This is a genomic window from Pedobacter sp. AC163, from assembly GCF_979258665.1.
On record NZ_OZ409872.1, the window covers coordinates 2204702 to 2228057 of the forward strand.

General features: G+C 41.8%; 22 protein-coding genes. 11 read left to right on the plus strand and 11 right to left on the minus strand.

All coding sequences use genetic code 11. The features are described from left to right. The first annotated feature begins 16 nt into the window (after window positions 1-16). The 7 genes from ACZZZK_RS09320 to ACZZZK_RS09350 all read left to right on the plus strand — a co-directional run bounded on the left by ACZZZK_RS09320 (window position 17) and on the right by ACZZZK_RS09350 (window position 5514). Window positions 17-346, plus strand: a complete 330-nt coding sequence (locus ACZZZK_RS09320) for an ArsR/SmtB family transcription factor (RefSeq protein WP_088300341.1) — start codon at window positions 17-19, stop codon at window positions 344-346. Between the two features lie 58 nt (window positions 347-404). Then, window positions 405-875 carry a DUF6428 family protein gene (locus ACZZZK_RS09325; RefSeq protein ID WP_088300342.1) on the plus strand — a complete coding sequence of 157 codons (471 nt, stop codon included), beginning with the start codon at window positions 405-407 and terminating at the stop codon, window positions 873-875. 17 nt (window positions 876-892) lie between these two features. Further along, a complete protein-coding gene (gene arsB, locus ACZZZK_RS09330; protein WP_088300343.1) occupies window positions 893-1978 on the plus strand; it encodes an ACR3 family arsenite efflux transporter in 1086 nt (361 codons plus the stop codon). Continuing rightward, window positions 1978-2748, plus strand: coding sequence for a metallophosphoesterase family protein (locus ACZZZK_RS09335; RefSeq protein ID WP_088300344.1), 771 nt, complete (start codon window positions 1978-1980; stop codon window positions 2746-2748). Before arsB ends, ACZZZK_RS09335 begins: the two co-directional genes overlap by 1 nt. Window positions 2749-2751: 3 nt before the next feature. Further along, a complete protein-coding gene (locus ACZZZK_RS09340) occupies window positions 2752-3489 on the plus strand; it encodes a metallophosphoesterase family protein (protein ID WP_088300345.1) in 738 nt (245 codons plus the stop codon). Between the two features lie 64 nt (window positions 3490-3553). Then, window positions 3554-3802 (plus strand): ArsR/SmtB family transcription factor, encoded by a 249-nt coding sequence (locus ACZZZK_RS09345; protein WP_371566363.1) that lies wholly within the window; start codon window positions 3554-3556, stop codon window positions 3800-3802. Between the two features lie 941 nt (window positions 3803-4743). Next, window positions 4744-5514 (plus strand): NADPH-dependent F420 reductase, encoded by a 771-nt coding sequence (locus tag ACZZZK_RS09350; RefSeq protein ID WP_463483882.1) that lies wholly within the window; start codon window positions 4744-4746, stop codon window positions 5512-5514. A gap of 183 nt (window positions 5515-5697) precedes the next feature. Here the strand turns inward: ACZZZK_RS09350 and ACZZZK_RS09355 are convergent, their stop codons facing one another. Then, entirely contained in the window at window positions 5698-6051 is a 354-nt protein-coding gene (locus ACZZZK_RS09355) for a winged helix-turn-helix transcriptional regulator (RefSeq protein WP_463483883.1), read from the minus strand. Window positions 6052-6187: 136 nt separating this feature from the next. Here ACZZZK_RS09355 and ACZZZK_RS09360 point away from each other — a divergent pair, with 136 nt between their 5' ends. From ACZZZK_RS09360 to ACZZZK_RS09375, 4 genes are all read left to right on the plus strand, one after another. Beyond that, window positions 6188-7201, plus strand: coding sequence for an LLM class flavin-dependent oxidoreductase (locus ACZZZK_RS09360; RefSeq protein WP_463483884.1), 1014 nt, complete (start codon window positions 6188-6190; stop codon window positions 7199-7201). Between the two features lie 13 nt (window positions 7202-7214). Beyond that, window positions 7215-8339, plus strand: a complete 1125-nt coding sequence (locus ACZZZK_RS09365) for an NtaA/DmoA family FMN-dependent monooxygenase (protein ID WP_463483885.1) — start codon at window positions 7215-7217, stop codon at window positions 8337-8339. Window positions 8340-8506: 167 nt separating this feature from the next. Next, window positions 8507-9325 (plus strand): SDR family NAD(P)-dependent oxidoreductase, encoded by an 819-nt coding sequence (locus tag ACZZZK_RS09370; protein ID WP_463483886.1) that lies wholly within the window; start codon window positions 8507-8509, stop codon window positions 9323-9325. Window positions 9326-9384: 59 nt separating this feature from the next. Then, window positions 9385-10281, plus strand: a complete 897-nt coding sequence (locus ACZZZK_RS09375; protein WP_463483887.1) for a helix-turn-helix domain-containing protein — start codon at window positions 9385-9387, stop codon at window positions 10279-10281. Between the two features lie 750 nt (window positions 10282-11031). Here the strand turns inward: ACZZZK_RS09375 and ACZZZK_RS09380 are convergent. The 10 genes from ACZZZK_RS09380 to ACZZZK_RS09425 all read right to left on the minus strand — a co-directional run bounded on the left by ACZZZK_RS09380 (window position 11032) and on the right by ACZZZK_RS09425 (window position 23337). Then, entirely contained in the window at window positions 11032-11598 is a 567-nt protein-coding gene (locus tag ACZZZK_RS09380) for a TlpA disulfide reductase family protein (protein WP_463483888.1), read from the minus strand. Between the two features lie 2 nt (window positions 11599-11600). After that, window positions 11601-12773, minus strand: coding sequence for a DUF4369 domain-containing protein (locus ACZZZK_RS09385; protein WP_463483889.1), 1173 nt, complete (start codon window positions 12771-12773; stop codon window positions 11601-11603). A 9-nt stretch (window positions 12774-12782) separates the two neighbouring features. Beyond that, entirely contained in the window at window positions 12783-14252 is a 1470-nt protein-coding gene (locus tag ACZZZK_RS09390) for a RagB/SusD family nutrient uptake outer membrane protein (RefSeq protein ID WP_463483890.1), read from the minus strand. Between the two features lie 7 nt (window positions 14253-14259). After that, window positions 14260-17889, minus strand: coding sequence for a SusC/RagA family TonB-linked outer membrane protein (locus tag ACZZZK_RS09395; RefSeq protein ID WP_463483891.1), 3630 nt, complete (start codon window positions 17887-17889; stop codon window positions 14260-14262). 109 nt (window positions 17890-17998) lie between these two features. Further along, a complete protein-coding gene (locus ACZZZK_RS09400) occupies window positions 17999-19129 on the minus strand; it encodes a FecR family protein (RefSeq protein ID WP_463483892.1) in 1131 nt (376 codons plus the stop codon). Between the two features lie 67 nt (window positions 19130-19196). Continuing rightward, window positions 19197-19778 carry an RNA polymerase sigma factor gene (locus tag ACZZZK_RS09405; protein WP_463483893.1) on the minus strand — a complete coding sequence of 194 codons (582 nt, stop codon included), beginning with the start codon at window positions 19776-19778 and terminating at the stop codon, window positions 19197-19199. Window positions 19779-19892: 114 nt separating this feature from the next. After that, entirely contained in the window at window positions 19893-20684 is a 792-nt protein-coding gene (locus ACZZZK_RS09410; RefSeq protein WP_463483894.1) for a hypothetical protein, read from the minus strand. 508 nt (window positions 20685-21192) lie between these two features. Then, window positions 21193-22242, minus strand: a complete 1050-nt coding sequence (locus ACZZZK_RS09415) for a carboxymuconolactone decarboxylase family protein (RefSeq protein ID WP_463483895.1) — start codon at window positions 22240-22242, stop codon at window positions 21193-21195. Next, window positions 22242-22760, minus strand: coding sequence for a cupin domain-containing protein (locus ACZZZK_RS09420; RefSeq protein ID WP_463483896.1), 519 nt, complete (start codon window positions 22758-22760; stop codon window positions 22242-22244). Before ACZZZK_RS09420 ends, ACZZZK_RS09415 begins: the two co-directional genes overlap by 1 nt. Further along, on the minus strand, window positions 22720-23337 hold the full coding sequence (locus ACZZZK_RS09425; RefSeq protein WP_463483897.1) for an acyltransferase: 618 nt from the start codon (window positions 23335-23337) through the stop codon (window positions 22720-22722). The genes ACZZZK_RS09420 and ACZZZK_RS09425 overlap by 41 nt, the downstream gene beginning before the upstream one ends. Between the last annotated feature and the right edge of the window lie 19 nt (window positions 23338-23356).

Sequence of the window (23356 nt, forward strand, 5' to 3'; positions counted from 1 at the left end):
AATATTGCAATATTATATGGGACTTACAAAAACCGAAATGTTTACCTCCGAGCAGAACCAGCTTGCTCAGCTATTAAAAGCAATGGCTCACCCTGCACGTATTGCTATTCTGCAAAGAATACTAGTTTTCAATACTTGTATTTGTGGAGATCTTGTAGAGGAGCTGGGTCTTGCCCAAGCTACAATCTCCCAGCATTTAAGGGAATTAAAGTCTGTCGGGATTATCCAGGGTACCATCGAAGGGGTTAGCGTTTGCTATTGCATAAACCCTGAAACATGGAAATTACTGGAAGCCCAAATCGGTGCCTTCCTTGGATCATATAAGCTAGAAGCTAGCTGCTGCTAGCTTTTTTTAATCAAATCAATCGTTTAATTGCAATATAAAAATACTTAAATCTTTAATTATGAAACTATCAGAAATAAAAGCCCACTTGGCGCAGGCTGAAAGCGTAAACTTTCAATTAGAAAACGGTACACCAGTTCCTGAACATTTCCATGTGACCGAAGTTGGTGTTGTTACTAAAGATTTTATTGATTGTGGCGGTACGGTACGTCATGAAAAAGTAGCCAACTTCCAACTTTGGGATGCCAACGATTTTGAGCATCGTTTGAAAGCAGGCAAGTTGCTAAACATCATATCTCTTTCTGAAGAAGTATTGGCGATGGAAGATCTGGAAATTGAGGTAGAATACCAGGCTCAAACTATTGGTAAATACGACCTTGGTTACGATGGTAAAAACTTCCTGCTTATTGCTAAGACAACAGCGTGCCTTGCTCCGGAACTATGTGGTGTTCCTGAAGTAAAACAAAAAGTACAATTTCAGAATCTTGCTGCTTCAGGATCAGCGTGTACACCAGGTGGCGGTTGCTGCTAAATAATCAATCATAAACTATGTCTGCAAACAACTGTGCACCTGCTGCCGAAAGAAGAAAATTAAGCTTTTTAGACCGGTACCTTACACTATGGATTTTTCTAGCGATGGGTATCGGTGTAGCTACCGGCTATTTTCTACCATCTTCCTCCGGATTTATAAACTCGTTTTCCAGTGGAACCACAAACATCCCATTAGCTATCGGACTGATCTTAATGATGTATCCGCCACTTGCTAAGGTGAAATATGAAAAGATGGGAGAAGTTTTTAAAGACACTAAAGTCTTAAGCGTATCCCTGGTTCTGAATTGGGTAATTGGTCCACTTCTAATGTTTTTTTTAGCAATCACTTTTTTAAGAGATTATCCGGAATATATGGTTGGGCTGATCCTTATTGGCCTGGCAAGGTGTATTGCTATGGTGGTGGTCTGGAACGAGCTTGCAGAGGGTAACAGGGAATATGCAGCAGGCTTGATTGCACTGAACAGCATTTTTCAGGTATTGCTCTACAGTGTGTTTGCTTATATCTTTATTACCGTTTTGCCACCTTTTTTTGGTCTGGAGAGCCTTGAAGTAAACATCACCATTTCCGAGATTGCTAAAAGCGTAGGAATCTACCTGGGGCTTCCCTTTGCAATGGGTATAATCAGTCGGTACGGCCTTATTAAACTGAAAGGTGAAGACTGGTTTCAAAACAAGTTTATCCCGCTGATTTCCCCAATTACTTTGATAGCGCTACTTTTTACTATCGTAATTATGTTTAGCCTGAAGGGCGAACTGATTGTACAAATTCCAATGGATGTAGTGAGAATTGCTATACCCCTTGTTATTTATTTTTCTATCATGTTTGTGATCAGCTTTTTTGCTGGCCGTTACTTCGGTGCAGACTATTCAAGAAGTACATCAATTGCTTTTACGGCCACAGGAAATAATTTCGAACTGGCCATAGCAGTTGCTATTGGTGTTTTTGGAATCAATTCGGGACAAGCATTTGCGGGCGTTATTGGCCCTTTGGTTGAAGTCCCGGCACTGATTGCCCTGGTCAACCTTGCTTTTTACTTCCGCAAGAAATACTATCCGTCAAAAAAATTAAACACCATACATTAATGAGAATTGCACTTTTTTCAGATATCCATGCTAATCTTCCTGCCCTGGAAGCCTTTTTTAAACACGTTGAAACCAGAAACACTGATGCAATTTATTGCCTTGGAGATTTAGTTGGATATAACATCTGGCCAAACGAAGTAATAGATGAAATTCGCAAACGAGGCATACCAACTATCGCAGGAAATTATGACTGGGGCATTGGCAGGTCTAGTGATGATTGCGGTTGTGCCTATAAAACAGAAGAAGAAAAAGCATTAGGTAAGGTTTCTATCTCCTACACAAACGAAGTGGTAAGGGACGAACAGCGTGCTTATCTAAGAACCCTTCCTGCTCACATTAGACTAGAATACCAGTTGAACCACGATAAACGCAATATTCTGTTTGTACATGGTAGCCCCCGTAAGGTCAATGAATACCTTTTTGAAGACCGTGATGAAAAAAGCATGCTTCGGATCATGGAACAGGCAGATGCAGATATTATGTGTTTTGGCCATACCCACAAGCCTTATCATAGAATTTTAAACTCAGGGAATGAAGGTGCGGATCATTTCAGGCATGCCATTAATATTGGCTCAGTAGGTAAACCAAAAGACAGCGACCCAAGGGGTGGTTATGTTATTTTAACCATCAACCCTGATAGTACAGTAAACAATAAGGACAGTGTTAAAGTCGAATTTATTCGCTTTGAGTATGATATAGAAAAGGCAGCTAAAGCCGTAGAGGATAGTCCTCTTCCGAATGAATATGCAGACATGTTGCGTAGAGGATAAGGTATGAGAATAGCACTATTTTCAGATATTCATGCCAATCTACCTGCATTTAAATCAATGTTAGACGATATGGATGACCAAAAACCCGATGCCGTTTATTGTCTCGGTGATCTGGTGGGATACCACATCTATCCAAACGAAATTATCCAGGAGATCCGTAAGCGTGGAATCGGAACTTTGAAAGGTAATCATGACCAGAAGGTTGAAAAATTAATTACAACCCCGAATAGTCTCCAGGAGCCAGGGAAGAATTATGCGTATCATTTAATCAGCCAGGATAATAGAGATTACCTGAAGACACTGCCTGCGCACATTAAATTGGAATACAAACTACAATCCGAAACACTCAATCTTGTTTTTGCCCACGGCAGCACCAGAAGTATAGATGAATATATTTTAATAGATACGGATGAAAAGTATGTTTTAGATATGATGCAGGAAGCAGGTGCAGACATGCTCTTTGTTGGTCATTCTCACAAGCCTTACCATCGTATTTTAGAGGATAATGATAATAAGTTTAAGCACGTAGTTAACCTCGGGTCGGTAGGAAAGCCTAAAGACGGAGATCCCAGGGGCTGCTATGTGATACTTACCATTGCTGCAGACAGCTCCCTATCAGATAAAAACAGCATACAGGTAGAGTTTATAAGGTTTGAATATGACGTAGAAGCCTCAGCAAGAGCTATTGAAAATAGTTTGTTGCAAAGTGAATTTGCAGATGCATTGCGACTAGCCAAATAACACTAACCAAATGGAGGTCAACACCAGAGACTATGCGCCAATAGAAAAGCAGCTTGCAAAGTTCATGCGGGTCTTGGCACACCCAGCCCGGATGGCTATAATGATCCGGCTTGCAAGGAAAGAAAGTTGTACTGAAGGAGTAATAAACGATCTGCCAATTGAAGAATCTTCAGTTGCAAAGCATCTTAAAGCCTTAGAAGTTGCTGGACTTATAAAAGGGAATACCTCAAATTTACGATCACGTTATTGCATTAACTGGTACGCCTTTTGGATTTCTCTGAACAATTTAATTTGCTATTTAACAGTTTTTTAGAGCAAGCACCAATTCAAAGCTGCAAGACCAAGGTTTAAGCTATCTATGATAGTTCAGCTAGGGGTTCTAATACACGGCAGAGCAAGAGAAATATTGCGATCATTATTTCTCTTCTTCCAATTATCAAAAAACGGTCGTTTCTTGATAATACAAAAATGGGCGAAACAATTCATTGAAGAGGCTATTGGAATAGATTTCAAAATGATAAATTCCTTGGTAAAACTTATAGTAATTTCTTTTTACGATACTGCCTTTCCACCTTATTGTTTAACAAATTCTCAAAATCAACTATCGCTTCGCAATGCTCATAAAAGTTCGAACTTCCGCGGATTGACTCTACAGATTAAAACAGCCTTGAGATTAATTTCTTGAGGCTTTTTTGGTTTTTAAGCAGATTTCAATTCTTTGAATATCCTCTCTCTACACACTTTGAGACACAAATGAGACAGCAAAACACTTCCTACGCTTGAATTGTGACGCATAAATAAAGAAGTTATGTTTACCCCTACCCCCAACTATCTGCTCACATAAAAATAGACCGATATAAAAATTCTCAATCATAGGGGTATATGTTGCTGTCAGGCACTTGGTTGCAAATTCAGTAAGAGCGCAATACTTATAGAACCAATCTCAGATATTTTGGGACGCAATGGTATTGGACACAAATCAATAATTGATAAATCTTTTAACTTTTTTTCCAAAAACAGCATCTTGCAGGTAGGCAACAAATGCCTTATATTCTTCGAGTAAACAACTCTTTTGCAGGAGAATGATAAAGGCCAGCATTGTGAATAATAGTATCAAACCTTCTCAGAGCATTGACCTGAATTTAAACCGAAGCATTTTTTGAAATTTACCTTTTTTGCTTTCCTAGAGGAAAGGCCTGTAGCTGTACAGGTACTTTTTGGTTAATTTTGTATTCAAATTTATAAGATCATATTATGAAAATAGGAATCATAGGCGTAGGCCTTATAGGAAAAACATTAGCATTAAAATTAGCGGATTCAGGGCATGAGGTTTCAGTCGCGAATTCCTCGGGACCGGAAAACATCAACAAAGATATCCTCTCTACCGGGGCCAAAGCAGTAACAACTCAAGACGTAGTTCGTGACAAGGATGTAATCATTCTATCTATACCGTTCAATCGAATTCCGGAAATTGCGCCTCTTCTTTCGAATGTCCCCGTAGAAACCACTTTGATTGATACCTCAAACTATTATCCCGCCCGCGATAGCAAGATTGAAAGCATCGAATCGGGATTGGTGGAAAGTGTATGGGTGATGGAGCAATTAGGCCGCCCCTTCGCAAAGGCTTGGAACGCTATTGGTTCGCACTCTTTTGCGGTGAAAGGCAAGCCTGAAGGCAGCGACGATCGGATCGCAATTCCTGTAGCAGCCGATCGTGATATAGATAGGGATGTAGCTGTTAAATTAATAAATGATACAGGATTTGACGCATTTTATACGGGATCATTAGCTGATTCGTGGAGACAACAACCAGGCTCACCAATCTATTGTACCGATCTTACCATGAACGAACTAAAGGAATGGACTGACAAAGCCGAAAAGGAACGTTTGTCGAAGCGCAGAGACCTTGCTATCCTTGTCTTTATGGAACGAATGGGTAATGATTTCGCCAAACGTGTAGGAAACTCACCTAGTGAAGAGGACGCAGGGTTAGCCATTCGTATAAACCGTACACTATTCATGTAGTTAAATACCCGGATTGGCAGGTTATACCAGGATTTACCATCAACAACAATCTCATGAATCTTCTACGACCCAAGGACTACCATATTTTGATATAATCCTTGGGGCGTAGTTTATATATAAAGACAGGAAAAGTACCTTTAAGCAGGGATTGTAGAATACCATCTTATCCCAATCAAGAAGGAATTAAACTGTCTTATCGGGGAACAACCTGCTACGATGATTCAACCCCCAGTCCTTCAGCGAATAGATGACAGGCGTAAGTGTATCTGCATACATATCCAATGTATAAGATATTTTGACAGGATAACCATCAGTGATGGCCCTTTTTACCAACTGGTGCTGTTCCAGTGCTTTCAGTTCCTTCGCGAGTACCTTTGGGGTTATACCCGGTATGCTTTCCTGTATGTCGGTAAAGCGATTATTGCCTACCCCTATAGAGATAATAATCTGTAACTTCCATTTACCACTGATTACCTCCAGGGCATCCCTTACCGGCCTGATCGTGTCCAGGCATTCGCAACATTTTTTTTCTGCCATTTATATTTGACTTTCCTTAGGGAAAGTACTATACAAAGTAAAGTAATTCTGTTTACCTTTGCAACTATATTTTTATGTTCGGAGGTTTGGCTGGTTACCTAGGTCAAAATCGTCGATCAGAATTTATCCACATAAGATGAAAAGAGAAAAAATAGCCTACTCGATTTTGGAACTCGCCGTTGTTTCCCAAGGCAGTACCTTCAAGCAAACACTCAACAATTCACTCACATTAGCCAAGGCAGCCGAAAACCTTGGCTACAAACGATACTGGTTCGCAGAACATCATAATTCCGAAAATGTTGGCAGTAGTGCTACTACGATCCTTATCGGTTATGTAGCTGAAAATACAAGTAACATTAGGGTCGGTTCTGGAGGTATCATGCTTCCCAATCATTCACCGTTGATTGTTGCAGAACAGTTCGGGACGTTGGCCCAATTGTATCCCGGTCGAATTGACTTAGGCCTGGGCAGGGCACCCGGTACCGATACGCTTACCGCACAGGCGATCCGGCCGGATTTTATGCAGGCCGCCCAAACGTTTCCTGCTGAGGTTGCCAAGATCCAAAGCTACTTTTCATTGGATAACAGGAACTCAAAAGTTAGGGCTGCCATTGCCGAAGGCACCGATGTACCACTTTACATTCTGGGTTCCAGTACCGATAGTGCCCACCTTGCCGCACAAAAAGGGTTGCCCTATGCATTTGCAAGCCACTTTGCATCAACGCACTTATCAAAGGCACTGGACATTTACCGGGAGGAGTTCCAGCCTTCCCCGTTTTTAGATAGGCCTTATACCATAGCTGGCGTGAATATATTTGTAGGCGATAGCGATGAAGAGGCTGAGCGATGGTTCACCTCCCTGATCAGGATGTTCGTAGGCGTATTGACCGGCGCCGCAGAACCCTTGCAAGCACCATCGGAACTGACAGGTGACCTAAAAGAGCTGCTGAAGCATCCGACACTTAATCAAATGTTGAAATTTTCCTTTGTTGGAAGCAAGGCTACGGTAAAAAGTCAAATCCAGGCATTTCTCAAGGAAACCCAGGTAGATGAACTTATCATGGTATCAACGATATATTCCATCGAAGACCGCATAAAATCCGCCAGACTGTTTGCCGAGATGATGGGCGAAATCAACGAAGGAATCTAAAATTACAAACTAGATGAAAAATAGAAAGAAATTAAAACTAGCGGCCGGCATCGATGGTACGGGATGGAACTTTACATCCTGGCGCCATCCCGACATGCTGGCAGATGCAGGGGAAAACATTGACTTTTATGTACGGCAGGCGCAGCTTGCCGAGGATGCAAAATTCGAGACGCTTTTTCTCTTCGATGTGAGTCATGTTGGCCCGGGCAACATTCCCCATTACCTGAGCATGTTTGAAGGGGCAACTATCATGTCGGCCATCGCCATGAAGACGGAACGCGTGGGCCTTTCTTTCACTGCTTCCAGTTCCTACACCGATCCTTATAATGTAGCCCGGCAGGTTTTATCACTGGATAAGATAAGCAAGGGAAGGGCTTCGCTGAATATTGTCACTTCAAATCCGGGCGGCATGGTAAATTTTAGCAGGGGGCATTTGGGTAAAGCGGACCAATATCCAATGCATAGTGAGTTTCTGGAAATCCTTTTGGGGCTTTGGGATACCTACGAAGATGATGCTTTTTTGCGTGATAAGCACAGTGGAATTTTCCTTGAGCCCGGCAAGATGCACCCCATAAATTATAGGGGTAACTACTTCTCTGTCGATGGGCCGTTGAACATCAGTCGATCTGTACAGGGAAGGCCGGTAGTGTACACCGCCGGAGGTTCGCCCACGTTTGTGGACATTGCCGCCACCTACACGGACGGTGCCTTTATTGCCGGTAGTACAATAGATGAAGCTTTATACACGGCAAATGCCTTAAGAGCAAAGCTGGTTGAAAAAGGTAGGTCGCCCGAAGACTATGTTGTGGCATTATCCCACAATCCGATCGTAGGGCGTACCGTTGCAGAAGCAGAAAAGAAGTATATGGAACTGGCTTCCCTGGCACCATACCATCGGATTCCGGTTCCTCAATTTTTTGGCACGGCCGAAAAAATTGCCGATGAGATAACAACATGGCATGAGGCCGGCGCAATGGATATGCTGGTGGTCCGGCAGGACCATCCCCACGGACTCAGGGATTTTATTGACCTTGTGGTTCCCATTTTGCAGGAGCGTGGCGTATTCCACACCGAGTATGAATCGGATACGCTTAGAGGTAATCTGGAATTGCCCAGACCAGCCTTCAGGGAGATTTAGGCAAAGCAACAGATCAATTAAAAGTTAACGATCAGACAAACATGGATATAGAATTAGCAGAGGACCGGCGTTTCGTTAAAACGTTCCATTATTGCCTACTTTTGTATCACTATAGCACTGAATGATTGAACGAACTTTGTCATTATCAATCACTAAAATATAAAATAATGGCAAAGGCAATTTTTATAACAGGCGCATCCCGCGGATTTGGCAGGATCTGGACAGAAGCGTTCCTAAAACGCGGAGATAACGTAGTTGCAGCTGTCCGTAATCCCTATGCACTGGAAGACCTTACAAAGGAATTTCCATCAAATCTATTGGTCCTGGAACTTGATGTAACCGATAAAGAGATGAGCTTTGAATCGATCGAGACTGCAAAGAGACATTTTGGCCGAATTGATGTATTGATCAATAATGCAGGTTTTGGTCACATCGGGGCTATCGAAGAACTAAGCGAGCAGGATGTCAGATCACAATTTGAAACAAATGTAATGGGCTCCTTATGGACCATGCAAGCGGTCTTGCCGATCATGCGGGAGCAGAGATCAGGGCACATCATTCAGCTTTCCAGTGCGCTTGGCCTTAATACGGTATCCTTGATGGGCTTGTACAGTGCATCAAAGTTCGCAATAGAAGGCCTTACAGAAACACTGGCTGGCGAGGTGGGCGGTTTTGGAATTAAAGTTACCATACTGGAACCGGGAGGTTTCTCAACGGATTTCTTCGGCACCAATTCCCTTGCATCAAGCGAGCCAGCAGCGGCCTACGGAGAAATCAGGAAAGACTTTTATGAGCATGCCACAGAACAGGACTCGGGCAACCCAATGGCAACCGTTGGCGCAATCCTAAAACTGGTGGATACCGATAATCCCCCATTAAGGCTGTTATTGGGCAAAACAACATTACCTTGGGTAAAATATACTTACGAAGAGCGTTTAAAGACATGGGAATCATGGCAGGATGTTTCTATTGCAGCCCACGGCTAATAGAAGTTTAACTTTGCAGGATTTGGATTTACCGAATCCTGCTTTTATGAAAGCTAGATATGGATCATTTCAAAAAAATTAGCGAGCTGCACGAAGCGCTTGGTGTAAAACCTCCGGAACATCCACTTTTCAGCGTGGCATACGGTGAGCGGGAAGCTTGTGATGGCAACAGTATAATCGAATTTTCCCCGGAATTTTACGTTATAGGGTTTAAAAAGCTAAGAGCTGGTAGTATGCAGTATGGAAAAACAAAATATGACCACGACCGTGGCTCAATGTCTTTTGTAAGGCCCCGTCAGAAAGTTTCCTTTAAAAATGTCGAACTGGAAGAGAAAGGCTTTCTGATCATGATCCACGAAGACTTTTTGCCCGGAACCAGCCTTTACCACGAAATTAAAAAATACGGCTATTTCGATTATGAAGTGAATGAGGCCTTGCACCTTTCACCCGCAGAGGAAGACATCATCTGGAACCTCTACTTCAGCATAGAAAAAGAATACAATAACAATACCGACGAGCTGAGCAAGGCCATCATTATCAGCCACCTTGACGCCATGCTCAAATATGCGCAGCGTTTTTATAAAAGGCAATTTATAAATCGTTCACAACTATCAGGGTCAACACTTACAAAGTTCCAGGAGCTGCTTACGGCTAATTTCCAGGAGCGGAAAACCAAGGAAACTGGCCTACCAACCGTTGCGCTAATGGCAGAAAAGCTGCATATATCTCCCCGCTACCTAACCGACCTGTTAAAGGAAGAAACAGGTAAAACGGCACTGGAACTGATCCATCTTTTCCTGATAGGGGAAGCGAAAAACCTATTGGCTGAAGGCGACTTGAATGTCTCGGAGATCTCGCATCTACTTGGTTTTGAGAACACCACTTATTTTTCTCGCCTGTTCAGGAAAGAAGTGGGTACTTCACCGAATCAATTCAAAGACCAATTTTTGAATTAAAAGCACTCAATATTATTTAAAACAATTTAAAATGTCAAACATTTGATAGGCGTTAAATGAGCCTTCGGCTGTAATTAATCTCTTTTTGCGAAAAAAGCTCAATTTTTAACCTGAAATGTTATAGATCAAAAAAATTGGTTAATGTTTTGCAACATGAAATTCATGGTAAACATAGCGCCATTGTTTTATTTCTGAGAACCATTGCGTTTAGTAACGATTGTTTTAATTAAGAGATGATTACGACAGATTTTTCCCTCAGTAGCGCTAGCGCAGAATATTTTGCTAACGCAATTTTCTGCTATCAAGCTGATTCTTATCGATGACCATTCAGTTTTATGCCAGTTATTTTCACCTCTACCTTACAGATAGATTTGCCAAACTCGCTTAATACTTCCGAAGCCTGCTCCCAAACGTCAAGGCACAGGTAACGACATTAACGCTGAATGTATTGGCGAAGAGAACTCCAAACGAATCCATATAGAATTACTTAAAAACTTAATGAGAAGAACCTGCGAAACATCACTAAATCAATCGCAGCAAACTGCTCCATCTCAACAGAAACGTGATTCGAATAAAATCATTAATTACCTTATCAATAGGAATTTGGCGCTACAGGGTCACACAGATTAGTTTTGCCAGACCTAAAGACCATCTCCATATATTTCACAGGAAACCTCAAACAGGAAAAAGCGTTTGCGGCAAACAACCGCAAACGCTTAAATTATAAGAAAATAGATAATTATCCAAAAATTATTTACCTTTTGAGATAGCCGTCTTGGCTTTGTCAATGGTAAACTCACCTTTAATCAGCATTTCGATAACAGCTTCATTGATCATATCTGGAGAAGTTTGCCAAAGCAATTTATTCCCCTTGATCACAAAGGTTTGAGGGATAGCGTTCACACCTGCTGGCTTGATCCAGTCCCGCTCAAATTCACTTCCCTTTCCGCCGCCAAAGGCCACATTGAAACTCATCATTTTATCATTTGCTTTTAAGAACTCTAATACTTTGGGCTTATCATCCTCCATCACGTCCTGTGCAACGAAAATTATACCCTGGTCTTTAAATTTCAACGCCATTTCATTAAGATGGGGCATTGCTGCAATACAGGGTTTACACCATGTTGCCCAGAGATCAACAATGTATATTTTAGCTGGGTCGAATTTATCAACGGCAGTTCCTTTAATCCACTCCACCTTCGGATAAACATTGATGGTATCTCCAACATCAAGGTATTCCCGTTTAGGAGTTTGCGCATACAAACTTATAATAGTAGTTGCCATAAACGCAATTGTCAATATTACTTTTTTTTTCATATCTATTTTATTAATTGGGTGAGTTCCTGCGCCAATCCCGTATCATTTAATTTGAGCTGGCTAGCCAGGATTTTTCCATTTGTGTCAATTAAAAGTGCACTAGGCATGGTGTAGTAAGTCAGTCCGTAGGCTTTTGCAGTTGGACTCACACTACCAGTATCGTTGACGCCACCAATATCATTAAGATTCAACCAGTCAAAATTCGATTTTTTGATTGTTTCCATCCAATAAGACTCTGGTCTGTCGGCATAGCTGTAATAAACAGTAACCATCATAGTGTTTTTATCTTTTAAGGCTCTGTTGATCCGTCCAAGGTTAAATGCAAAGGCGTCATAATTCATAAAATCCGGCGTAAAAAAGCAAAGAAATACATTTTTTCCTCTTAACGAAGACAGCGAAACTTCCTTACCTAAAGTATCCTTCAATTTGAAATCAGGTGCCACCTGTCCTGGAGCCAGTTTTTTTGCCAGATCAAATTTAGCCTGGATCTCCCTGCCGGCGAAGGTATTACGAACCGCTGGACTGAACTTGTTGAACTCTGGCTCAAAGCTGGAACGCAGAGTGCCCCGGTGTTTTGATCTCCAGATGTCAAGGGAGAGAAAGCTGTTAGGGTTTTCCTTGATGAAATTACTGTCAATTTTCCCTGTTTTGGCTAATTCTGCATTCATCAGCAGTCTGGCAGCATCCATTGCTTTAGTGTCACCTGTTTCCTTATAACCGGCTATCAATGTATTCAAGGAATCGACTCGGGCCTGTACTGGCTTATAAAGCTCAAACCTCCGTTGAAGATCTGCTTGTGTTTTTCCACCTTTAACCGATGCTGTTTTTACTCCTGCAGACCCTGTGATTAAAATTTCGCCGGCATCAATAAAGAAATCGCGGACATCAATACTTTTTACATTTTGCATAGTGGTCATGGCAGGAGGATCTACTGTGATCCTCGCATAGGCCGGATCTCCGATCACACCCTTAAAGGTGAATTTACCCATTTGCGATAAGGTAGAATCTTCTATGCTTACACCGTTGTTTTTATAGGATAACACGATCTTTTTACCATTAATCTCCGGCGAAAGCTGCCCTTTGATGGTGAATTTGTTCTGTGAAAAAGCAGCCACTGAAAACAGTAGTAAACTTAAGGTAATCGCTAAGCGGATATTGATTTTTAAAATATTCATGATCATTATTTAAGGGTTATTGGTAAAGCCTGGATTGGCATTCATTACGATTGGCGGGAGCCGAAGCGTAAGCCTGTCCGGAGGCAGATTAAAACTGGTAATATTGGTAGAAGTCTCGTCATTATAAATGATGTGCGAGAAAGTTTCCCCGGAGAAAATGGGATCGATAGAGCAGCGACGCATATCAAACCACCGGTATCCTTCCATGGCAAACTCTCTGGTACGCTCCTGGAAGATAAACATGATCAGTGACTCTTTACTGGAAGCAGCCTGAGCAGGAACCCCGGCAATATTTGCAGGCATACGGTTTCTACGCAGCAGCTCCAGATCAGCAACTGCGGCTGCAAGATTATTTAACCTCGCATTTGCTTCTGCCCTTAACAGGTATAATTCAGCCAACTGTAATCCAAACTTTGAATAATTAACTGAATATTTCGATAGCCTGCCTGAGGGGTTGGGTGTAGAATTCGGAAAAAAAGCGCCATAAAAATTCAGCCTCAAATCTCCCGAAGCAAACAGCGCCTGTGCCTTGGGAGAAAGCACAAGAAAGTCATTTCCAAACTCGTTTCCGCTGTAGGGCCCATTGTAAAATGTTTTCGCCAGCACCGATTCTGTTACGTCATCATAATTTATCCCAGGAGAATTATTTGGACCATTGTAGCCGATTGGATCAAACTTCCCTCCTGAAGCAAATTCCACATTGTAATTGTAAAGCTTAGCAGGCCTGGTCTGGGCCGCAGCATCAGTTAGAGCGGTGTTGAACATAGCCAGGGCTTCCGCGTTTCTGCCCATAAATAAATATACCTTGGCCAATATTCCTTCCGCCGCGGGCTTTGAAAAACGTTGGGCAAACTTGTTGTTCATGGGCACGGCACTAATCGCATCATTGAGATCTTGGATGATAAAGGCATAAACCTCGGCAACACTATTTCTGATGTGTCCACTCAAATTAATGTCGGCATCCCGGATAATAGGGAAACCCAAATCCTGCGATGCCGATGCAGTGTTATAAGGCTTAGCATAAATGTTAATGAGCTGGAAATATATCCACGCCCGGTTAGCCAGTGCTTCGGCTTTCAATGCCATCTTCTGCGAGGCGCTCCCCCCCGTAGATTCATCGATCTCATTGATCACCTTATTTACCGCATACAGGTTACCTGTATAAACTTTGAAATCAAAGGTATTATCCTGAGCCCTGAATATATCTGCCTTATAATTGAATGCATTCTGGCTCATCGGTGAAGCTGATGAGAAGTAACTGCCTTCTGCAGCCACATCGTCTCCCATGAGCACCATTGATTGCCAGCCGCCGGCATAGGAGTAAAGATAGAGATCCGGAGCGTTCATGATCTTATCATAGTCGTCCGTTGTCTTGGCAACTAATAGTCCCTTGGGCACTACTTCAAGGAAGGATTTTTTACACCCTGCTACAAAAACCAACAGCAGCAGGAAAGATAAATATTGATATATTTTCATCATCTTAAGATTAAAAGGTAAGGTTTGCACCGAAACTGAAACTGTGCTTAAAGGCGGGCATATTTCGTCCACCCTGGTTAAAAGTCTGGTATTCCGGATCTATATCGAAGTCGTTAGCTTTCCAGATCATAAAGTTCCCAGTCTGTGCAAAAAACGATAAAGATTCCACATGCAGGCGGTTCAACAACTTTGGCCCCACTATGTAGTTCAGTGTAAGGTCCCGGAGTTTGATATAGGAAGCACTCACCACATTGATATCAGCGTAAGTGTAATAATCAATATTTCTCCGGCTTACATTCACGCCGGCACTGGCCACGTAAGATGGGATATTAGTCAGGAGTTCATCCCCCGGTTTTTTCCATCTGTCCAGAAATTCCGGGCTCAGGTTACCGCCGAAACTGCCGGTGCCATATTCAATCCTTCCATAAAAATAACGGTTAACATCCCGTCTCATCACGTTACCGAAATTATAGATCATGTTTGCGGTAAGCGAAAGATTTTTATATCTGAAGGTATTACTCAACCCACCGTTAAATTTCGGAATAGTGGTACCCATATAGATCAGATCTTCGGCCGTAGCAACCTCTGGATCCTTGGTAACGGTTCCGTTGGCCAAACGGATCTGTGGATCGCCAAGCGCATCGAGCCCTGCAAACTGATAGGCAAACAACGGCTGTAAACCGTAGCCAACCACATAATTACTATTTATCCTTCCATTGGTGGTTAGCTGAGTGGGCTGGGGAGTCGAATAATTCAGCAGGCGGTTTCTGTTCAAACTAAAGGTTAAGCCTGTTGTCCAACTAAAATCTTTAAGCTGCAAATTTCTCGAATTCAAGGTGACTTCCAAGCCGCGGTTGCTCATGTTACCCAGGTTACCCCGAATAATAGATGCGCCGTTGACCGAATTGAGACCTACCTGCCCAAGAATATCAGTGGTTTTCTTATTATACAAATCAATACTTCCGCTAATCGCGTTATGTAGCACACTAAAATCAACCCCAATATTAACCGTCGCCGTTTTTTCAAAAGTAAGCTGATTATTGGCCAGGCCCACCAGCGTATAATAGTCACCCGTTACATTGTTCCGGCCGATCTGGATCACATCCCTTGATGAACCTGCACCAATGAACGGCGAATTACCGGTAACGCCATACGTGGTACGAAGTGCCAGATTATTAATCCATGTACTCTGCTCCAGGAAGGTTTCCTTGCTAATCAGCCATTTCGTACCCACGCTAAAAGTCGGTTTACGTTGCTTTCCTTTTTCCGAACCAAAAAGATTGCTATAATCTCGCCTTACGCTGGCATCAAGCATATATTTTTCATTCAAGGTGTAATTGAACAGTCCGAAAAATGATTCATTCCGGTTAAGCTGTTCAAAAGTCTCAAATGGTTTTTCGTTGAAAGTACTTCTAAAGGACGATACTGCTCCAAAAATTCCCTGGCTCAAGGCCAGATAGTTAAGGCTGGCCGAAGTCAACAGATCCTGGTCATAACCCCTTGCAATGTTGGTTCTGTTGGTTGCCAGCTGCTCAAGTGCTTCGTGCCCGATCTGAACATTAAGCCGATCCTTTCCGTCCCTAAGCGCCATATTGTAAATCAGCTGGTTTCGTAGTGTATAATTTCGCTGATCAATATTCACCGTTTTATAAGTTCCTCCCGAGGTGGGCAAATAATATACAGGTACATCATTCGCAGTACGTGCAACCGTAAAACCCAGCAGCTCCCTTCGCAGGTCATAGGTTTTGCTATCGTTATAAAGCTGGCTCGCAGATGGCGCTTTCTGATAACTGTATGTACCATCAAAGCTCAGTCCTCTCCATAGTTTTAAATTCACATTACCGGTGAGGTTTACCGAGAGGGTATTCCCTTTTGTAAATCCCATATTAACTTCGTCCAAAGGCGAATAATCAAGATTGATCCGGCTTCTGGTTTGGTAATCTTTTCTTACCTCCGGCGAAAGCCCCTGAACATAATTCATTTGCAGGTTATTGCCTGCATTATCCTGAAAGAGCTGGTAGGGAACAAAATTGCTGCCGATAACTATGCTTCTGTCGCTACTGGTGATGGTATTGTTCAATGCAGTATTCAAGCTGATCCGAAGTCTGCTGATCGGCATAAAAGTCTGGCTGATATTTAAACGATATACGCCATTCTGATCTCCTGGATGGCTACTGGTGGTATTAGTGTAAGAACCAGAGGCATAGAAGTTGTAGGCAGATGATCCACCAGAGGCGGAAAGCGTATGGTTGGTGGTGAAAGCATTTCTAAATAACAAATCCCTGATCTGGTCGCTGTTATCGAGATTGCTCAAACTATCCAGACTGCGCTGCGCCTGAGCTGAACTGATCATGCCACGGTTCTGGTTGTATAGGATTTGCTCGTGTGGCGCAATCACCGAGGTGCCAATAGATGCATATGGAAAAGTAGCAGGATTGAACAGTTCCCTCGCCGTTTGTATATATTGCGAACTGTTCATCATTGGAATATAATCCAGATCTGGTTTACCGAAGAGAGAGATATTTCCCGAATAACTGATCTTTAAAGGCTTTCCTGCTGAGCCCTTCTTTGTCGTAATCACAATTACACCGTTTGAGGCCCTTACGCCCCATATGGATGCTGCGGAGGCATCTTTCAACACCGAAATATCCTGAACATCGTCAGGATTGATTACTGATAAGTCAGTTACAGGAACACCGTTTACAACGTAAAGCGGATCTCCATTCGCCTGAACAGTAGATTTGCCCCTGATGATACTTTGTTGCGTATTTCCACCACCAAACTGCCTGTTTCCCGTAAGTCCTTTCGGCCCGGCAATAACCGTTACTCCGGCAACGAGTCCATCCAGCCTGGAAACCAGATCTTGAGTGGCCACCCTGTTCTGATAAATCTGCATATCCGGTTTCCCGAAAGATCCCGTTGCCCGTTCACGTGAAAGGGTTTGGTAACCGGTTGAAACGATAGACACATCGTCCATCATGGTGGTTTGCTGGCTTAGCATCACCAGTTGCTCCGCTGCCGACCTGACAGTTAAGGTATCTGACTTATAGCCAATAAATGAAATAACAATTCGTGAATTTTGAGGCAACCTTGAAAAGGTAACCAGCCCATCGGCATCAGTATAGCCCAATGTTCCCGCATCTTTCGAGAACACGGTGGCATTAGGCAACGGGATTCCATTTTGATCCTGAACGCGAACCTTAAGCCCAAGAATAAATGCTTTGGTTTCTACCAGTATCTTGTTCACAACCACGATAATCTTATTCTCTATCGAATAATCAAGGGGCTGATTTTTGAAACATTCATCAAGAACTGTCTTCAGATCCGTATTTTTAAAGTTTACAGTGACCTTTCTTGATTTTGCCACCTGTTCCTTATTGATCACAAAATCAATTCCGGTCTGCTTTCTTACGTCCCTCAATATTTCGGTAAGTGAAGCTTCTTTTTTATTGAGAGTAATCTTCTGGCTTTGAGCAGAAGAAACTAAATTACTAATAACCAGCACAATAAAAAGGAAAAACGTCCTTCCGGTAGCTTTCTTAAAGCAAGTCTGTGCAACCTGCAATGCCTTATCGATAAATGGTAATCTACGGATACGATTGGTCGGATCGTATCCATTTACATGGTATTTTTTATACATTTGTTTGGTTTGTTTTTAGTTGATAATTGTATTCGAACATTATTGATCCTAACTACCGTATCGGGGGCGCCACTAACGCTCCCGTTTTTTTGTCAGGATGCATTATTAGTTAAGGCATAACGGTAACCCTCCTTCCTTCAAGCTTAAAATGAACACCCTGATTTAATGTTAGTGCCTTTAGAATTTCTGAAAGCTTCTTTTTTCTTGATATGGTACTGTAGAACACGGCATCATCTTTCTGAGAAGTATATTCTACATCAACATCATACCAGCGGGCGATCTGTCTCATCACCCCATGAAGGTCTTCGCCGTTGAACACGAAATCATCGTTTACCCATGCAGTCGCCTGCTCTGTATCTCCTGGAGAAAGTGTAAATCTGCTTGAATCAAAAGCTGACTGTTCACCAGGTTTCAATATCTTTGAAGAGTTTAACCCCGGGGCATAAACCTTCACCGAACCAGATAGAAGTGTAGTAGTAATCTGGTTTTCCTCCCCATATGCCTTAAGGTTGAAGTGCGTGCCCAATACCTTAAGTGACTGTCCTGCCGATTGAACGATAAATGGATGTGAGCTGTCGTGGAAAACCTCAAAATAGCCCTCTCCAACAAGCTTAACTATTCTTTCTGCGCTGCCCTTGAATGATAGCGGATAGCTTAGGGAAGAGGCAGCATTTAACCAGACAGTTGTGCCATCCGGTAGTGAGACTTTGAACTTTCCGCCATTTGGGGTTTTAATTGTGTTTTCTTGATCTGCAGCCCCGGCATTCTCCAGCGCAACATAAGTCAGTGTACCGTCTTTGCCTTTTGAAATATGAACGCCTGGTTGATTCAGGGCTCCCCGAAGGGTATCAAGATTTATCTTTTTGCCATCAGCTAAGATCAGGTAGGCCCTATTTCCCCCTGGCTGCACGTCATTTTTATAAACGCTATAAATTTTGTCGGTTCCTGTTTTTCTAAATGGAAGGAAGTAGAAGGCAGCAACAATGAATAAGAGGACAGCGGCCGCAGCAGCTATGCGTGGCCAGATGGACGACCTGCTAATTTTGGTTGGAACGGTAGCGATCTCGATTTTCGCCCACAATTCCTCCGATATCGCTTCCAGGTCATCAGCAGAATAAGAGGTTTCTGAGCCGGAGCGAAAGTTGTGAAGCCAGTAACGCACTGCCTGCTCTTCATCAGCAGTGCATTTTCCAGCACTGAATTTCTCTAACAGATCCTTTGCATCAAATTTTTCAATCATTTTTTTATCTTCTATACTAACAATACACTTAAAGCGGACCGATCGGGTAGATAGAATGAAAAAAAAATTACAGATGAAGAAAATACGCGGAAATTATTGCGGATCCGAGTTTATTCCTTAAGATTTTTAGGGCGTTTTTGATTTGTGTGGCTACAGTATGCTCCGAAAGATTTAATACAGCGGCAATTTCTTTATTACTCAGGTAGTTTTTCCTTCGAAGTTCAAAAATTTCACGCATTTTACCAGGCAAGTTTGAAATTTCATATTCAATTGCAGCCGAAATATCTTTTTCTCGTATTAAATAATCAGCTGATTCCTCGAAGCGCTCGTTTATGGTTGATTGTAATGAGGAGATATATTCCTGTGAAACATTCCGGTTTCTGAAAATATTCAATATTTTGTTCAATACTACCCGGTAGAGGTATGGACCTAAGGCCATTTCACTATTAAGGCCTTGCTTCGCATTCCATAAGGATACGAATACCTCCTGCACGATATCCTCCGCACTTTCCTGATCCTGGAGCTTTTTTACAGAGTAGAGAAAAAGCAGTGTCTGGTATCTATTGTAAATCTCTGCAAATGCTCCCCTATTACCCCGCTGAAGGAGCAGAACGAGTTGCTGGTCAGAAAATGATGGATAGTTTGACATTCGTGATAAGGCGAAAATACAAAATAATTGCCTTTAAATAAATTATCCGTCTGAGCTGAAGGAGGTTATTCTGCTTAAAGTCCTTTACCACATAAATATCTAATTTAAAATACTTTATTGGCTATGATTGTTTAATACCAATATAATATCGCCTAAAACCACCTTCTGCAGTAAATGTTTGAACAACTTGATCTCCTTTTCAAGAGAATCATCTCGATCAACTTTGTGCTGATCTAAAATATGAATGAGCCCTGCAGCATGCTTGCTATCAATAAAATGAGGGCTTATTATTGTTTCATCACCGAAATTTAGTTTCTCTAGAATTGGCAAATGAAATTGGCTTTCTGGATCATTATCATAAAGATATTGATTATAAAGCAGTTCATGCTGATTCTTAAAAACGATATCTATAAGCTCGCTAGAAAATGAATAATCTGGAGAAATAAGCCAGTCGTTTGGAAAAGTCTCACTACTACTTAACAAGAGGCAGTAGTGATCAACTTGAAAGAGTTTGTCCTTATCAATCTGACCGTTCTTTACTGCCTTCTCTGCAGCCACTAAACTTCCAAGAAGGCTTGATTTTCTTGCCTTGGCCTGTTCTACATAACTACTTAAGGGAACAAACCCAGTCCCCTTGTAAAATGTGTAATATTCTCCAAGTGTATCAGGTTCATGCTCAATAGCACGTTGTTTTAATAGTGATAAAATCTTGGCGAGGGAATCCTTTACCGTTGAAGTTGGCCAAATAAACTTATCGAAATGAAATTTATTGTATGCATGAAATGAAATTTCGTAATTGATATTTTTTACTGTTTGGGCTGTTGTTGTTGATTTTCCTTTTTTATCATTACTAAATGAAAATAATGCTGCCATTGACAGTATAGAAATCTGTAAAATCCTTTTCATATCATCAGGTATTTTAATTCTGTCAATCATTTCATTAGGTAAAGGTTGCGGTTTTGAGTCCAGTCTTGCATATCAACGAGAATGGATTTTTAATATACCGACACTTATCCAACGTATGTAGGTTTCCTACTGCACGCCTATTGCATCCCTAAGGCAGGATGAAGGCATGATAAAGGCATTTTAAGGCATCCAATAAAAATTGATTCATTCAACCGAAAGACACTCTAGGCAAGAGATCCCATTTGGTTTCCTAAATTTTGTGCTTCTTAACAAAGGTTTATCTTCTATTAGCCTAAGCTAACTAGAATTCGGGTGAGTACCAAAAGTTAAAATAGTTCCTTCTTCGAAGTGGCAATTAAAAGGGAGCATATATTAACCAAAAACAGCGAAATCTGTTTCTGCAATAGATTTAAGGAAAACCACGGTCCAAATGCTATTATTCAAAAAACACTAAAGTTGCCAGGGTATGGTTCATTTTCTTATTGTCATCTCAAATAATAGTTCAGGCTTATTTCAACTTTTTAAATATTGCCTTCATGGTTTCCTGATCCAGGCTTTCCATATCAATCAATTTTAATGCTCTCACCATTTTTAACGTTGAATTTTTGTACTCTTTAAAATGAGGGGTAAGCAAATGCTGTTCGTAGGCAGCTTTGTCGGCATAAATTTCGATAATCCTCACTTGTGTGGGTTGCTCCCTTTGTAACATTGGGAAAATGGCGATCACTCCAGGTTCTTTCGCTACCGATGCCGCCGCTTCTTCCTTTAAAATTGTTTTATAGGCCTCCAGATTTTCTGGAAATATTTCGATTTCGGAAATACGAACCATCATATCGGGCTTGATCACTGCAAGTGTTGGTCGATCTATATTCTTGAGCAAAGTGTTCGCCTGCGTAGTACTTACCAACTGCCGAACCACAGCACTCAGTTCTTCCAGCTCGGCAACTGTAATTCCTGCGTTTCTGCCCATTTTGATATGAGATTGTAGTTGGCTTTCTACGCCCTCGATAGAAGCCAGTGCGCTAATGGTAACCAGTTCCCGCTGGCGAAAATCCAACACCTTACTGGCAAAAATATCGGCAAACAAATGCTCTTTCAAAAAAGCATCGATACGAGGCGCAAATTCGCCAAAACCAGGTGCAGGCTTTGCTTGCGGTGTTTGAGTGAGTTGTTCTAAAACCTTTCTGCCCTGTTCGTACTTATCCTTTACCGTATTCTGGATAATTTTTTCTCCTTCAACATCGTTGATTTTGTTCGCTTTGCGATCAGTTAATACGGCAGAAAACGTATTGATAGCATTTAAACTTCGTGGAAAACCACAGTAAGCATACAATTGCGTGAGGGTTTCTTTGATTTCATTAACCGTCAATCCATTGTTCAAACCCTCAACGAGTTGAATTTTAAGCAAGTCTAGCTTACCTGTTGCCGTTGTAGCAGAAATACCAGCGAGGCTTTTTTCCTGTTTAGTTAATTTGGCCATTTCTTGTGCTTTCGTTTTGGGAATCATGATATTGGAGAGCAAAAGGAGCAATCCAACTTTCCAGCTGATGACTTTCATTATTTTAAAATTTGATTGTTAGCAATCTGATAATCTTTATCACTAACAGCCTCCAGCCATTTATTTTCATTGGAAGCCGGGCTACCATTGGTGGCAAGGTGAGAAAACCAGCTGTTGGCTGTGGCGCCATGCCAATGTTCAACATTTGGCCCGATTTCAACAATATCACCCGCCTTTAAATGCCTGGCCGGTTTCCCCCGCTCCTGATACAAGCCTTCGCCGCCGATTACGATGAGCAACTGCCCGCCGGTATGGCTGTGCCAGTTATTTCTACATCCAGGTTCGAAAGTTACATTTGCCAATGGAACCTTAAGATCTTTATTGCTGGTTAATGGAGCGAGATAAGATTTACCCGTAAAATACTGGGCAAAGCCCGTATTTTCTTCTCCCGTTGGGAAATCGCTGATTTTTGGAATATCTCTTTTCATGTTGTTTTCTGTTTTCTCATGTTTTACTTGTGCCTGTAGCTGGAGCGTACTAAAGCAGGCTATCAAGCTTAGGATGATCAATTTTTTCATTATCTACTACATTAATCTGTTTAATAAACTTTGCCGGCACCCCGCCAACAACGGTATTGTCATCAACGTTTTTTGATACTACTGCACCAGCAGCAACCACAGCATTTTCGCCAACAGTTACTCCCGGCAAAATGATGGCATTAGCACCTATCCAGGCATTTCTTTTAATGTGGATTTTGCCTGGCACCAGTGAATCTCTTTCAGCAGCAGTCAGTGGATGTCCTTCAGAAAGCAAACTTACTTTCGGGCCTATGAGTACATGATCTTCAATGGTGATTCCACCTAAAGTCAGGAAAGTGCAGTCGAAATTGATGAAAACGTTTTTTCCAATACTTAAATTTTCTCCGTTGTTGATGTACAATGGCGGAAACACAGCTACCGTTTCATCTATCTTTTTACCGGTAATTTTAGCCAAAAAATCATTAATTAAAAGCGGATCGGCGCTGCTATTCATTTGCTGTAATAAGCCAATAGTTGCGTAAGATGATTTTCTAAGTTCGTCGCGACCGGGATGGAATGAAGTGATTGTTTCGCCATTTCTTAAATCATCAAATACCGAGTGATCTTTCTTTTTCATCTTTTGTATTCATCAAATT